This is a genomic window from Leifsonia stereocauli (assembly GCF_038432415.1).
Classification (GTDB): Bacteria; Actinomycetota; Actinomycetes; order Actinomycetales; family Microbacteriaceae; genus Orlajensenia; species Orlajensenia stereocauli.
In genome coordinates this window covers 1,630,487-1,644,274 of the sequence record NZ_JBCAUN010000001.1, presented here as the reverse complement: position 1 = coordinate 1,644,274, position 13,788 = coordinate 1,630,487, and the positions used below count along the sequence as shown (strand labels likewise).

15 protein-coding genes are annotated in these 13,788 nt (G+C 70.1%); 13 read left to right on the top strand and 2 right to left on the bottom strand.

Features of this window, described 5'->3' with window-relative positions; genetic code table 11:
• Nucleotides 1-24: 24 nt before the first annotated feature.
• The 7 genes from AADV74_RS07965 (at nt 25) to AADV74_RS07935 (ending at nt 5,765) form a co-directional block, all read left to right on the top strand.
• Nucleotides 25-807: an SDR family NAD(P)-dependent oxidoreductase gene (locus tag AADV74_RS07965; RefSeq protein WP_342112916.1), complete on the top strand. Its 783-nt coding sequence runs from the start codon at nt 25-27 to the stop codon at nt 805-807.
• 147 nt (nt 808-954) lie between these two features.
• A complete protein-coding gene (locus tag AADV74_RS07960) occupies nt 955-1,458 on the top strand; it encodes a phosphoribosyltransferase (protein ID WP_342112915.1) in 504 nt (167 codons plus the stop codon).
• Between the two features lie 235 nt (nt 1,459-1,693).
• Entirely contained in the window at nt 1,694-3,079 is a 1,386-nt protein-coding gene (locus AADV74_RS07955; protein WP_342112914.1) for an HNH endonuclease signature motif containing protein, read from the top strand.
• 108 nt (nt 3,080-3,187) lie between these two features.
• Nucleotides 3,188-3,907 (top strand): Type 1 glutamine amidotransferase-like domain-containing protein, encoded by a 720-nt coding sequence (locus tag AADV74_RS07950; protein ID WP_342112913.1) that lies wholly within the window; start codon nt 3,188-3,190, stop codon nt 3,905-3,907.
• Between the two features lie 26 nt (nt 3,908-3,933).
• Nucleotides 3,934-4,668 (top strand): uracil-DNA glycosylase, encoded by a 735-nt coding sequence (locus AADV74_RS07945; RefSeq protein WP_342112912.1) that lies wholly within the window; start codon nt 3,934-3,936, stop codon nt 4,666-4,668.
• Nucleotides 4,669-4,691: 23 nt separating this feature from the next.
• Nucleotides 4,692-5,270 carry a GNAT family N-acetyltransferase gene (locus AADV74_RS07940; protein ID WP_342112911.1) on the top strand — a complete coding sequence of 193 codons (579 nt, stop codon included), beginning with the start codon at nt 4,692-4,694 and terminating at the stop codon, nt 5,268-5,270.
• A gap of 27 nt (nt 5,271-5,297) precedes the next feature.
• A complete protein-coding gene (locus tag AADV74_RS07935) occupies nt 5,298-5,765 on the top strand; it encodes a VOC family protein (RefSeq protein ID WP_342112910.1) in 468 nt (155 codons plus the stop codon).
• Here AADV74_RS07935 and AADV74_RS07930 read toward each other — a convergent pair.
• The gene (locus AADV74_RS07930; protein ID WP_342112909.1) at nt 5,762-6,586 is read right to left on the bottom strand and encodes an SDR family NAD(P)-dependent oxidoreductase; all 825 of its coding nucleotides are present in this window, start codon (nt 6,584-6,586) and stop codon (nt 5,762-5,764) included. The two genes, AADV74_RS07935 and AADV74_RS07930, sit on opposite strands and share 4 nt — an antisense overlap.
• A gap of 127 nt (nt 6,587-6,713) precedes the next feature.
• Between AADV74_RS07930 and AADV74_RS07925 the strand changes: the two genes are divergently transcribed.
• The 6 genes from AADV74_RS07925 (at nt 6,714) to AADV74_RS07900 (ending at nt 13,272) form a co-directional block, all read left to right on the top strand.
• The gene (locus AADV74_RS07925) at nt 6,714-8,141 is read left to right on the top strand and encodes an amidase (RefSeq protein ID WP_342112908.1); all 1,428 of its coding nucleotides are present in this window, start codon (nt 6,714-6,716) and stop codon (nt 8,139-8,141) included.
• A 145-nt stretch (nt 8,142-8,286) separates the two neighbouring features.
• Nucleotides 8,287-9,222 carry a siderophore-interacting protein gene (locus AADV74_RS07920; RefSeq protein ID WP_342112907.1) on the top strand — a complete coding sequence of 312 codons (936 nt, stop codon included), beginning with the start codon at nt 8,287-8,289 and terminating at the stop codon, nt 9,220-9,222.
• 1 nt (nt 9,223) lies between these two features.
• Nucleotides 9,224-10,276 (top strand): FecCD family ABC transporter permease, encoded by a 1,053-nt coding sequence (locus AADV74_RS07915; RefSeq protein WP_342112906.1) that lies wholly within the window; start codon nt 9,224-9,226, stop codon nt 10,274-10,276.
• A complete protein-coding gene (locus AADV74_RS07910) occupies nt 10,273-11,343 on the top strand; it encodes a FecCD family ABC transporter permease (protein ID WP_342112905.1) in 1,071 nt (356 codons plus the stop codon). The genes AADV74_RS07915 and AADV74_RS07910 overlap by 4 nt, the downstream gene beginning before the upstream one ends.
• Nucleotides 11,340-12,203: an ABC transporter ATP-binding protein gene (locus tag AADV74_RS07905; RefSeq protein WP_342112904.1), complete on the top strand. Its 864-nt coding sequence runs from the start codon at nt 11,340-11,342 to the stop codon at nt 12,201-12,203. The genes AADV74_RS07910 and AADV74_RS07905 overlap by 4 nt, the downstream gene beginning before the upstream one ends.
• Before the next feature lie 46 nt (nt 12,204-12,249).
• Nucleotides 12,250-13,272, top strand: coding sequence for an iron-siderophore ABC transporter substrate-binding protein (locus tag AADV74_RS07900; RefSeq protein ID WP_342112903.1), 1,023 nt, complete (start codon nt 12,250-12,252; stop codon nt 13,270-13,272).
• Nucleotides 13,273-13,423: 151 nt separating this feature from the next.
• On the opposite strand, the gene AADV74_RS07895 is transcribed toward AADV74_RS07900, so the two are convergent.
• Nucleotides 13,424-13,783, bottom strand: coding sequence for a Fe-S oxidoreductase (locus AADV74_RS07895; protein ID WP_342112902.1), 360 nt, complete (start codon nt 13,781-13,783; stop codon nt 13,424-13,426).
• Nucleotides 13,784-13,788 lie beyond the last annotated feature (5 nt).

The following is a 13,788-nucleotide window of genomic DNA, read 5'->3' as shown; positions in this document are numbered from 1 at the left end:
CGATGCAGCTGTCAGAATATGAGCATGCAGATGAGGCGAGTGGTTGTCACCGGTGCGAGTTCGGGAATCGGAGCTGCGACGGTTCGCCAGTTCCGCGCCAACGGGTGGGAGGTCGTCGGCGTCGCCCGCCGCGCCGATCGGCTCGATGCGCTCGCCGCCGAGACCGGGGCTGCATACTTCGTCGCCGACCTCACGGAGCAGGCCGACGTCGACGCCCTCCGCGATCACCTCGCCGCCACCGGCCCCGTGCACGCTCTCGTCAACAACGCCGGCGGCGCCAAGGGCCTCGACTCGGTCGAGAACGCACGCCCGGACGACTGGGCCTGGATGTTCGAGATCAACGTGCTCGGCGTGCAGCGCGTGACCAGCGCCCTGCTCCCGCTGCTCCGTTCGACCGTGGCAGCCGAGGGCGGCGGGGCGACGATCCTCACGGTGACGTCCATCGCCGGACACGTGGCCTACGTGGGCGGCGGCGGCTACAACGCCGCCAAGTTCGCGGCGCACGCCATGACCGAGGTGCTGCGTCTCGAGCTGAACGGCGAGCCCATCCGGGTGATCGAGGTGGCGCCGGGCATGGTGAAGACCGACGAGTTCGCCCTGGTGCGCTTCGGCGGCGACCAGGAGCGAGCGGATGCCGTCTACGCCGGCGTCGAGAACCCGCTGAGCGCCGAGGACGTCGCCGAGACCATCGTCGGCGCCGTCGAGCGGCCGGCGCACGTCGACCTCGACCTCATAGTCATCAAGCCCGTCGCCCAGTCGGCACCCCACCTCGTGGCCCGCGGTCCGCTGAGCGTCCGCGAGGGCTGAGGGCCTGGCGCCGTCGTCGCAGAACGCGTTCAGGCACGGACTCAGAAGGAGTGCTTCAGGCCGCGGTTCTGGGCGACGGTGTTCGTGAACGTCATCCCCTTCGTCGTCGTGACCACCCCCTCATCGTCGGTCGCTAGTCTCGAGTGCATGACCTTCGATGCGGGCGACGCCGGAACCGACCAGATCGAGCGCGAGGTGCTCACGTGGCAAGCGTTCCACCTGGCATCACGCGGACTCGCCGAGGAGATCCTGCGGAGCGGCTTCCAGCCCGAGGTCGTGATCGCCATCGCCCGCGGCGGGCTGCTGCTGGCCGGCTCCATCTCCTACGCGCTCGGCACGAAGAACTGCGGATCGATCAACGTCGAGTTCTACACGGGCGTCGATGAGCGCCTGCCCGAGCCGGTCCTGTCCGGACCCATGCTCGATGCGCCGTCGCTCGCGGGCAAGCGCGTGCTGCTCGTCGACGACGTGTCGGACTCCGGACACACCCTCGCGAAGGTGGTCGGCATCCTGGAGGAGACCGGATGCGACCTCCGCACCGCTGCGCTGTACACGAAGCCTCGCACCGTGCTCGTGCCCGACTTCTCGTACAAGGCAACCGACCACTGGATCACGTTCCCGTGGTCGGCCGAGCCCCCGGTGACCGTCTAGCGGCGGAGTCTCCGCTCCATTCCTCACCGTCGAATCGAGTAGGGCCCGACCTCCTTCCGCTGATCGAGTAATGCCCGACGAAGTCGGACACGTATCGAGATCACGCGCACCTGCCGGGGTCTCCTCCACAGGCACGCTACGCAGTCTCTCCGTCCACAGCGTGTGCACAATAAATACCCGATCAACTGTGTATTCCGCGCGGTCGAGTGTCGGTGGGTGCTGGTTGAGTGGGGGTATGTCCAGCACCGCGACCCGAGCACTCGCGATCGACCTCGCGTCGCTCGATGCCGCATGGAACGACGCCCTTCCCACTCTCGGGATTCCGGACACCGACCCGCAGGCGCAGGTGGAATCGATGAGTGGCATTGGTCTGCTCACCGTGAATGATGTCCTCGCCCGGGCCGAACGCCATCTCGCCGCCGTACGGGTGCGGGTCGCCGGCGAGATCGCGAACCGCTCCACCCCTGAGCTCGGCCGTGAAGGGCTGGCGAAGCAGCAGGGCTATCGATCGGCAACAGCGCTCGTCGCTGCTGCATCCGGCGGGTCTACCGCGGAAGCGGCTCGCCTCATCGCTGTGGGTGCCGCGACAGCATCCCGGCAGGCGTTCTCCGGGCACCGGATGCCGCCACGACACCCGCACGTCGCCGTTGAAGTGGACGCCGGGCGACTCAGCGTTGATGCTGCCGCGGTGATCATCACCATGCTCGACCGGGTCACACCTCGTGCCGACCCCGACCACCTCCGCGCAACCGAACGCACCCTGGCCCGGCGCGCGCCGACCCTGACTCTGGAGCAGCTGCATCGGTTGGTCGCGCAAGCGGAGACGTACCTCGACACCGATGGTGTCGGGGAACGCGAAGACGCCCTGACCGCCGACCAGTCGGTGGGCATCCGGCAGGAACCCTCCGGCATGCTCCGTTTCACTGCCCGCCTGAACCCCGTCAACGGTGCCCTGCTGAAGACCGCGATCGAGACCCTCGTCACCGCACGCATCCGGAGCAACCGTGACGCCGACCCGACCGACTCAGCGCCGGTGAGCATCCCGCGAATGCAGGCCGACGCCCTCGTCGCGATCACCGAACACGCGTCGTCCTGCCGGGAGACGATCACCCCGCTGGACCTGGCCACGATCATCATCCGCATCAACCACACCGACCTCGTCACCGGTGTCGGGCCGGCGTTCATCGACGGCATCAACCAGCCCGTCAGTGCCGGTACGGTTCGCCGGATCGCCGGACAGGCCGGCATCATCCCGCTGGTCCTCGGCGGCCCCTCCGAAGTCCTCGACCTCGGCCGCACCCACCGCCTGTTCACCATCCCGCAACGCATCGCCCTCGCCGAACGCGACGGCGGCTGCGCCTTCTGCGGCACCGACGGCAGCTACGCCGAAGCCCACCACATCACCTGGTGGGACCGCGACACCGGGCCCACCGACCTGGACAACGGCGTCCTCCTCTGCCGCACCGACCACCAACGCATCCACCACGACGGCTGGACCATCACCAGCAACAACGGAAACGTGTGGTTCATCCCACCCGCCCGCATCGACCCCACCCGCACTCCGCGGCTCGGCGGGCGAGCCCGACACGACTACACCCCAGAACAGGACGACGGACCATGAGGGTGGCCGACGGCGGCGGATCGTGCCCTTGCGCGAGGATGTCTGCACACGCGCGAGCCGTCATGACGACCCCCGTCAGCGCAGCCACCCCGCCGTTAGGCTCGACGCATGAGTGTTCACCTGGTCGGCGGCGGTTGGTCGCCTGATTCCGCGCCCGAGGTCTATGGCGCCTTCATCATCGAAGCTCTCGAGCGCGGCCTCGGCAATGGACGCGAGCACCCGCGCATCGCGATCATCGCCGTGCGCACCGGCGACGCCGAGGAGCACGCCGACAAGCTCGTCTCCGTGCTGTCGGCCGGCGGCACCTTCGACGCGCACGTCACCGCCATCGCCGAGGGAGCCCAGCTTCCGGCCACGGCGCTCACCGACGTCGACGGCATCGTCATCGGCGGGGGACTGACGCCCGCCTACAACGCCGCCGTCGCTCCGCTCGCCGACGAGATCCGCCGCCAGGTGGCGGCCGGCGTTCCCTACCTCGGCTTCTCCGCCGGCTCCGCCATCGCTGCTGAGCGTGCACTCGTCGGCGGCTGGCGCATCGGCGACGTCGCCGTCTGCCCGGAAGACGCATCCGAAGACCTCGACGAGGTCACGGTGCAGCAGGGCATCGGGCTCATCGACGTCTCCATCGACGTGCATGCCGCCCAGTGGGGCAGCGTCTCCAGGCTCATCGCCGCCGCCGAGGCCGGACTGATCGACGCCGGACTCGCCATCGACGAGGACACTGTTCTCGTCGTGGGCGAGGGCGGACTCGTCGTCTCGGGTGCCGGCAGCGTCTGGCGCGCGATCCCGGCCGAGACCGGTGTCCTGGTGAGCACTCTCGGCGCGTGAGCCCGAGCCGAGCACGCTGCCAGCGCATGACCGACTCCGCTCTGACGCTCCCCGAACTCGCCGAGGCCGGGCTCATCGATGCCGGCTGGGCTGCAGCCCTCGCGCCCGTTGCAGACGATCTCGCCGGGCTCGGCGACTTCCTCCGTACCGAGACGGCGGAGGGCCGTGGCTACCTCCCGACGGGTGAGAACGTGCTCAGGGCGTTCCGCGCGCCACTGTCCGAGGTGAGGGTGCTCATCGTCGGCCAGGACCCGTACCCGACGCCGGGGCATCCGATCGGCCTGTCATTCGCGGTCGATCCGCACGTGCGTCCTCTGCCTCGCAGCCTCGGCAACATCTACACCGAGCTGCGCGACGACCTCGGCATGGCGACGCCGCCCCACGGAGACCTCTCGGCGTGGAGCGACCAGGGCGTGCTGCTGCTCAACAGGGTGCTCACGGTGCGCCCGGGTGAGGCCGGCTCGCATCGGGGTCGTGGCTGGGAGCGGGTGACGGATTGCGCCATCAGCGCGCTCGTGGCCCGGCGCAGCCCCCTCGTCGCCATCCTGTGGGGGAAGGATGCCGCGAGCCTCACCTCACTGCTCGCGGAGACGCCCGTCGTCGAGTCAGCGCATCCGAGCCCGCTCTCGGCCCGACGCGGATTCTTCGGATCGAAGCCGTTCAGCCGGGCGAACTCGCTTCTCCTCGAGCAGGGCGCGGAGCCCGTGGACTGGAGTCTGCCCGAGGCTGTGGCCGACGGCGGCGACACGGCGCTGTTCTGACTCTCCGGCGGTAGCCTGTCACCATGCTCGAAGAGGAATACCAGCCCCGGCGCACCCTCCCGCCGCACCTGCGCAAGCCGGCGTCCGACGAGCCGCCGTTCGAGTACTCCATGCGCGATGCGAAGCCGTCCGACCTTCCGCACATCCGCGAGATCTACAACTACTACGTGGCCAACAGCACGGTCACCTTCGACACCGAGGCGATGACGTTGCGGGCGTGGAAGACCAAGTACGCCTACCTCGCCAAGCTCGGCATGCCGTTCATCGTCGCCGAGTCGCCGCGCGGCATCATCCTCGGCTACGCCCTCGTGGCTCCGTGGAAGCAGAAGCGCGCGTACAGGTTCACCGTCGAGAACTCGATCTACCTGGGTCCGGCGGCCGCGGGCAAAGGGCTCGGGCAGGCCCTCCTGGCCGAGCTCATCGAGAAGTCGAGGGCGGCCGGTCTCAAGGAGATCATCGCCGTCATCGCAGACCAGGGCGCCGGCGCCTCGCTCCACCTGCACGAGAAGTTCGGCTTCAAGGAGATCGGCCGCATGGGCCGCGTCGGATACAAGTTCGACCGCTGGCTCGGAACCGTCATGATGCAGAAGAGCCTCAAGTAGCGAGCCGAGGAGGAGACTGGAGTGGTCATGCCTGATGCAGCGGACGACGGGACGGATGCAGTGACGGGTGCTGCGCCGGATGCCGCTCCCTCCAGCGCCGGTCGCGTGCTGCAGTTGCGCGTCGTGGTCGAGGCAGAGGACTTCGAGCAGGCGCTGGCGTTCTACCGCGACGCTCTCGGCATGCCGGAGCAGGAGGCCTACGAGGCGGACGGGGGAGCGCGCGTCGTCATCCTCGACGCAGGCCGCGCCACCCTCGAGATAGCGAACCCTGCTCAGAAGCAGATGATCGACGACGTCGAGGTCGGCCGTCAGGTGGCTCCGCACATCAGGCTGGCGTTCGAGGTGGCGGATGCAGCCACCGTGGCCGACGAGCTCGCCGAGGCGGGGGCATCCGTCGTCGCCCCGCTCGTCAGGACTCCGTGGCGCTCTCTCAACGCGCGCTTCGACGCCCCGGCGAGCCTGCACATCACGGTCTTCGAGGAGCCGGAGGGCTAAGCCCGGGGCTTCGGAGTCGTCGCACGCCCCAGCGCCGTCAGGAGGGAACGCTTCGGCACCAGTCCGACGAGCGAGGCACCGGCGGCGTTGCCGACACCGCTCACGATCGAGGGTGGGGTCGAGCGCGCGTCGAGCGCCCTGAAGGCGGTCTCGATGACCTGCTCGGCGGTCTGCGGGTTGCGGAAGAACAGGTCGCCGTTGCCAGCCACCTCGGTGAACTCGGTGGCCGTCGGGCCGGGGCAGAGCGCTGTGACCTTGAGGCCGGTGCCCTTCGCCTCGTACCAGAGCGCCTCGGTGAGGCTCAGCACGTAGGCCTTCGACGCCGCGTAGACGCCCATGAACGGCACGGGCTGGAACGCCACGACGCTCGCGATGTTGACGAGTGCGCCGTTGCCGGGCGAGGTGCGGCTGTGGGCGGTGAGCGGCCCCCAGAACGCGCGGGAGAGCTGGGTCAGCGCCGACACGTTCAGCTGCACCTCCTCGTCCAGTCGCCTGCGGTCGATGTCGCCGAAGCGGCCGTAGCTGGCGAACCCGGCGTTGTTGACGAGGCTGCCGACGCGGATGCCGCGGGACTCGATGTCGCGCACGAGCTCGTCGACGGCATCCGGAGCGGTCAGGTCGAGGGGAATGACGGTGGACGCGGTGCCGTAACGCTCCGCGAGGTCGACGGCGAGTGCCTCGAGCCGCTCCTGTCGGCGCGCGACGAGCACGAGGTCGGCGCCGCGTCGGGCGAACTCGTGCGCGAACTCCACCCCCAACCCGCTGCTCGCACCGGTGATGACGGCTGTGGTTCCCATGGGGTCGAAGTGCTGGCGTGCCATGCGTCGAGCCTACGGTGACCGTCGGGTGCGATGAGCCGGGGGGATGAGCTGGTAACCGGGTCCCCGGCCGTACGCTGGAGCCCTGGACCGTGAGTGCCCGCCGCACGAGCCCCAGTAGGCTCGCCGTGTGGGGGAACTGCATGAGTACACGGCAATCGGACAATGGACGCTGCTGCAGTCGGGGGAGACGTCGCCGACCGAGCTGGCCGCGCACTACCTCGAACGCATAGCGCGCATCGACGGGGAGATCGGCGCCTTCGTCACGGTCACTTCGGATGCAGCCCTCGAGCGTGCTCGTGCTCTCGAGGCATCAGATCGTCGCACCGCTCCCATCTGGGGCCTGCCGATCGGCGACAAGGACCTCTGGCAACGGGCCGGGGTGCCGACGGGGTTCGGCTCCAGGCTGTTCGCGAACCACGTGCCCGAGCAGTCGGATGCGGTGGTGCAGGCCATGGACGCAGCAGGCGGCGTGAGTCTGGGCAAGACCGCTAGCCCCGAGTTCGGGCTTCCCGCCTACACCGAGAGCCTGGCGGCGGGCGTCACCCGCAATCCCTGGAACACGGCCCTCGGCCCCGGCGGCTCCAGCGGTGGGGCCGCAGCCGCAGTCGCGGCCGGCCTGCTGCCGTTCGCCCCGGGTTCAGACGGCGGCGGCTCCATCCGCATCCCCGCGGCGGCCTGCGGCCTGGTCGGGCTCAAGCCCTCGAGGGGTCGAGTGCCCTCGCAGGGCGGCATCGACTCGCTCGGTGGACTGGTCGTCGCCGGGCCCATCGCCAGGACCGTGACGGATGCCGCCCTGCTGTTCGACGCCCTGGTGACGCCCGACGGCTCGAGCACGGCGCATCCGTTCGCCCTCCGTGCCCCGGAACCCGACGGGCCGTTCCTCGCCGCTGCCACGAGGGGCGAGGGCCGGTTCCAGCTCGGCGTCATGACAACCTCGGCGTGGGACACCGCCCACGACGTGCTCATCGAACCCGAGGCTCTCGCCGCCCTCGACCTGGCCGTCGCCACCCTCGCCGACATGGGGCACGGCATCGAGTCGACGGCACTGGAGCCCGACGAGAGCTATGCGCCGGCCTTCCGCACGCTCTGGCAGGCCGGTGCCGCCTCGATCCCGGCGGAGACTCCGGAGCAGCTCGCCCTGCTCGAGCCACTGACGCGGTGGCTGGTCGGCCGGGGCCGCTCCCTGCAGGCTCGCGAGCTGGCCGAGGCCCTCGCTGTGCTCACGACGTTCGAGCGGTCGCTCATCCGGCAGTTGGCGTCGTTCGATGCCGTGCTGACTCCGGCGCTCGCCATGACGCCGAGGCCCGTCGGCTGGTACGACGAATCCGATGGCGATCGCAACTTCGTGCAGCAGGTGCTGTACACCCCGTTCACGTCGATGATCAACGTGTCGGGTCTGCCGGCGATCGTGCTCCCCGTCCTCCAGACAGAGGACGGCCTGCCGATGGGGGTGCAGATCATCGGCCGCCCCGGGGGAGAGGCGACGCTCCTGGCGATCGGCACCCAGCTCGAGCGGCGGCTGCGCTGGCAGGATCGGCATCCGCCGGTCTGGTGAGGAATCGCTCGCTGAGCTCCCGGACGCAGTCCGCGGTCGAAGCTCGCTTCGGGCGGTCGCTGCGCTCGGCCCCCTTCAGGGCCGCTACGCGGTCCCTCAGTGCACCGCTCAGCGAGCGGCACCCGAGGTGTGTAAGACTTAGGTAATGCTTACCTCACAGAGCCAGGCCGAGGCGGTCGTCGAACCGCGACCCGCGTATCGCGTCTTCGCAGTCACCGTGAGCGGCATCCGTCGACTGAGCCAGCACTTCGTGCGCCTGACCTTCTCGGGAGACGACCTGGCCGACTTCGGCACAGCAGGCCTCGATCAGCGCGTGAAGATCGTGCTGCCGCTCGCCGAGTCCGGCTTCGCGCACTTCCCGCGCGAGTCCGACTGGTACGGCGCCTGGCGCGACCTGCCCGAGGAGAACCGCAACCCGTTCCGCACCTACACGGTGCGTGCAGTGCGACCCGAGCTGCGCGAGGTCGACGTCGACTTCGCGATGCACGGAGAGACCGGCCCGGCATCGGCCTGGGCGGCATCCGTGCAGCTCGGAGACGATTCGCTCATCGTCGGCCCTGACGAGCGCAGCCCCGGCCGAGCCCTCGGCATCGACTGGCGCCCCGGCGACGTGCGCAGAGTGCTGCTCGCGGGCGACGAAACGGCGGCTCCGGCCATCTGCGCCATCCTCGAGAGCCTGCCGGCCGACGCCCAGGGCTGCGCCATCATCGAGATCCCGACCCCGGGCGACGTGCTCCCAGTCGTCGCCCCCGCCGGAGTCAGCGTGCGCTGGCACCCGCGCGGCGGTGGCATCCCACAGGGCGGCGCACTCATCCCCGCTGTTCGTGACTGGACAGTGCGCACGGTGCAGGGTCACCCCGATGACGCTCCGGCGCCGCTCGACGATATCGACATCGACCGCGAGATGCTGTGGGACGTGCCGGAGGGCCACAGCCTCGACGGTGAGTTCTACGCGTGGATCGCGGGCGAGGCATCGGTCATCAAGACCGTGCGTCGCTTCTTGGTGAGCGAGGCCGGGCTCGACCGACGCTCCGTCGCCTTCATGGGGTACTGGCGCCTCGGTCGCGCCGAACTCGACTGACGTGACCACGACCATCGCCGCGGGGGCCGCTCCCGCCCTCACCGGCGCGCGCCGAAGACGAGCCATGCGCTGGCTCGTCTTCGCGGCATCCGTCGTCGTCCTCATCGGTGTCGTGGTGACCAGCCTCACCATCGGAACGAGGGCGGTCTCGCTGACGGATGTCTGGAACGCCCTGGTCGCCCCCGTCGCCGGCAACGTCGATCACCTCGTGATCCGCCAGCTGCGGGTTCCGCGCACGGTCATCGGCATCATGGCCGGAGCGGCGCTCGCCCTGGTCGGCGCCGTGATCCAGGGCGTCACCCGCAATCCGATCGCCGACCCCGGGCTGCTCGGCATCAACGCCGGCGCCTCCCTCGCTGTTGTGGTGGCCATCTCGGCCCTCGGCATCTCCAACCCCGACGGTTACATCTGGTTCGCCTTCATCGGCGCTGCCGTCGCTGCGGTCGTCGTGTTCGTCATCGGGTCGAGCGGACGCGACGGCGCGACCCCGGTGAAGCTCGCCCTCACGGGTGCCGCCGTGATGGCGACGGCGACTCCGCTCATCACGCTGCTCCTCATCTCGGATCTCGACACCCTGAACCAGTACAGGTTCTGGTCGGTCGGCTCGCTCGCGGGTCGGGAGCTGACCACCGCCGGCGCGCTCTGGCCGTTCCTCGTCGTCGGCCTCGTACTCGCACTGCTGCTGGGGCGCCGGCTCAACCTGCTGGCGCTCGGTGACGATGTGGCCCGGGGCCTCGGCGAGCGACCGGCCGTCACCCACGTGCTCGCGGCGCTGGCCGTCATCGTGCTCGCCGGAACGGCGACGGCGCTCGCCGGCCCCATCGCGCTCGTCGGCCTGGTCGTCCCTCACGTGGCCAGGCGCATCACCGGATCCGACTACCGCTGGATCCTCGCGTACTGCCTCACCCTCGGCCCCATCCTGCTGCTCGTTGCCGACGTGATCGGACGCGTCCTCGTCGCACCCGCCGAGCTCGAAGCCGGCATCGTCGTCGCCTTCATCGGCGCGCCCATGCTCATCGCCATCGTGCGCCGTGCGCGTCTGGCGGGCATGTGAGCGCCGTGACCGGCGTCGGCGCCGGAGTCATCGAGCGGGGGATCGCGCAGGTCGTCGGCGGGCGGATGCGTCGACGCCGCCGCACCGTCGTCGTCGGCGTCGCGCTGGCCGCCGTGGTGCTGCTCGGCGTCATCACGGCCCTCTCGCTCGGTGCGTCCGGACTCTCCCCGGCCGACATCATCGCCACCGTCTTCGGACAGGGCACCCGTGTGCAGGAGCTCATCGTATTCAGGCTGCGCCTGCCGAGGGTGACGACTGCCCTCGTCGCCGGCGTCGCGTTCGGGCTTGCCGGCGCGCTCTTCCAGACCACGCTGCGCAACACCCTGGCCAGCCCCGACATCCTGGGCGTCACCGGGGGCGCGAGCCTCGCGGCCGTCTTCACCCTGCTCGTGCTCGGGCAGAGCGGCGCTGCTCTGGGCATCGCGGCCTTCATCGGCGCCCTCGGCATCGCCGCCATCATGTGGGCGCTCGCCTGGCGCGGGGGACTGGTCGGCTACAGGTTCGTGCTCATCGGCGTCGGGCTGGCGGCGCTGGTGCAGGCAGCCCTCGGCTACCTGCTCACGCGCGCCGACGTGCGCGGCGCATCGGAGGCCCTGGTCTGGATGATCGGGGGCATCGGAGACACCAGCTGGCCCGAGGTCGGTGCCGCTGCGGCGAGCCTGGTCGTGCTGCTCGCCCTCGTGGTCGCCTTGTCGAGGCGGATGCCGGTCCTGCAGCTCGACGATGACACCGCTCGCGCCCTCGGCGTCGACAGCACCCGCTCCCGGGCGGTCATGATCGTGCTCGGCGTCGCACTCGTCGCCGTGGGCACCGCCATCGCCGGACCCGTCGCGTTCGTCGCCCTCGTCTCGTCGCCCATCGCCCGTTCACTGGTGCGGAACGGGGGAGCGGCCCTCGTCTCATCCGCCCTCGTCGGTGCCGCCGTGGTGGTGTTCGCAGACATCATCGGCCAGCACCTGCTCCCGGGCGGCCTGCGCGTGCCCGTCGGAATCATCACGGGGCTCATCGGCGCCCCCTATCTGCTCTGGCTCATCGCAGCCGGCAACCGGAAGGGAACCGACGGATGACGTCAGCACCCCAGACTCCCGACCCCCGCCTGCCCGGGCGGGCGGCATCAGCGCCAGCGCGTCGTGCCCACGAACTGAGCGCAGAGGTCGTCTCGCTCGGCTACGACGACCGGACAATCGTCGACGGTCTCAGCCTCGCGTTGCCCGACGGCGCCATCACGGTCATCGTCGGCCCGAACGCCTGCGGGAAGTCCACCCTGCTGCGCGGGTTCGCGCGTCTCCTGCGTCCGACCGCCGGCAGCTTCACCCTCGACGGCCGCGACCTCGGGGGCCTCTCGCCGCGCGACGTTGCGAAGGTGGTGTCGGTGCTGCCGCAGCAGCCTGTCGCCCCCGACGGAGTGCTCGTGTCGGACCTGGTCGCTCGAGGGCGGCATCCGCACCAGGGCTGGTTCCGCTCGCGCTCCAGCGACGACGACCGCATCGTGGCCGAGTCGTTGGCCGCGACGGCGACCCTCGAGCTGGCCGATCGCCGGGTGGAGGAACTCTCGGGCGGTCAGCGCCAGCGGGTGTGGATCGCCATGGCGCTCGCCCAGCGCAGCGACATCGTGCTGCTCGACGAGCCGACGACCTTCCTCGACGCGACGCACCAGCTCGAACTGCTCGACCTGCTGACCGATCTCAACCGCGATCGCGGCGCGACGGTCGTCATGGTGCTGCACGACCTGAACCTCGCCGCCCGCTACGCCGATCACCTCGTCGTGATGTCGGCGGGCAGCATCGTGGCGCAGGGAACGCCGACCGAGGTCATCACGGCCGACATCGTGCGGGCGGCTTTCGACCTCGACTGCGTCGTGACGACGGATCCCGTCGCCGGTTCCCCGCTCGTCATCCCCATCGGCCGGCATCACCGCGCCGAATGATTAGGGTAGGCTACCCTAAACACCCACCTTCTACCGGGAGACCTCCATGCCCTTCAGACCCCGCATCCGCCACGCGGCCCTCGCTGCAGCTGCAGCGACCGCCCTCGTCCTCTCCGGATGCGCCGCCTCCCCGTCGGGCTCCGACGAGACCACTGCAGCATCGGGTGATGCCTTCCCCGTGAGCTTCGAGTCGAACTTCGGCACTGCCGAGATCGAGGAAGCTCCCACCCGCGTCGCCACGTGGGGCTGGGGCAGCACCGAGGCCGCGCTGGCCGTCGGCGTCGTGCCCGTCGCGATGGCCCAGCAGAGCTACGGCGCCAACGCCGACGGCGTTCTGCCCTGGGTCGCGAAGAAGCTCGAGGAGCTGGGGGCGGAGACTCCCACGCTCCTCACCGATGACGGCGAGACCGTGCCGTACGAGGAGATCATCGAGGCCGAGCCCGACGTCATCCTGGCGCCGTACTCCGGCGTCACACAGGAGCAGTACGACACCCTGAGCGACATCGCTCCCGTCGTGGCCTACACCGGCGACGCCTGGACGACCCCGTGGCGCGACGTCATCTCGACCGTGGGGGAGGCCCTCGGCAAGTCCACCGAGGCCGCTGCCGTGCTCGCCGACCTCGACACCACGCTGGCAGACCAGGCCGAGGCCCACCCCGAGCTCGAGGGCAAGACCATCGCGGCCGTCTGGGATGTCGGCGGAACCTTCTACGTCTACAAGTCCGCCGACCCGCGCGTCGAGTTCCTGTCGGCCCTCGGCTTGAAGAACGCGCCGGCCGTCGACGAGCTCGACAACGGGGAAGCCCCGTTCTACTACACGCTGAGCTACGAGCAGCTCGACAAGCTCGACAGCGACATCATCCTGAGCTACTCCGACACCCAGGAGGAGGCCGACGCCTTCCTCACCACGCCGACGACGAAGGCTCTGCCGGCCGTCGGACGGGGAGCAGCAGCCCAGGTCGTCGGTACCGAGTTCATCGCGGCGGTCTCCCCGCCCACGGCGCTCTCGCTCACGTGGGGCCTCGACGACCTCGTGGCATCGCTGAGCGCGGCGGCCGCGAAGGCCTGATCCGCTTCGACAGAGCACAGTGCCCCGCCCGGAACACCGGGCGGGGCACTGCCTTTCCGGTCGCTGAGAACCGGGCGGAGCCCGCGTTCGAAGCGTCTGGCGGAGCGCTTCGGCCGCGACTCCGTCGGGCCTCAGCGAGCGGTGGCTCCCGCTAGCGCAGGTAGCCGCCCTTCTCGAGACCCGCCTCGATCTCGAAACGGTTCTTCAGCGGGTCGCGACCGGCGAACAGGTAGAGCACCGGCATGAGGAATCCGTAGCGCTGCCACTGCCGCTTGTGCACGGCTTCGTGCTCGAGGACGGCATCCGTCACGTTCTGGCCCGTCAGATAGCACCCGCCGACGCAGACGCCGCCCCGGCGAAAGGCCCAGTTCGGCAGCCCGCGGAACACCCAGAGCCCCTCGCGCTTCTCGACGCGCCCCGTGCTCCAGATGAAGCCCCAGGTGAACCCGACAGTGGTGCCGTAGAGGTAGCCCAGGCGGCTGAACCCGGAGTCGAAGAGGATGCGCTTCATGGCCT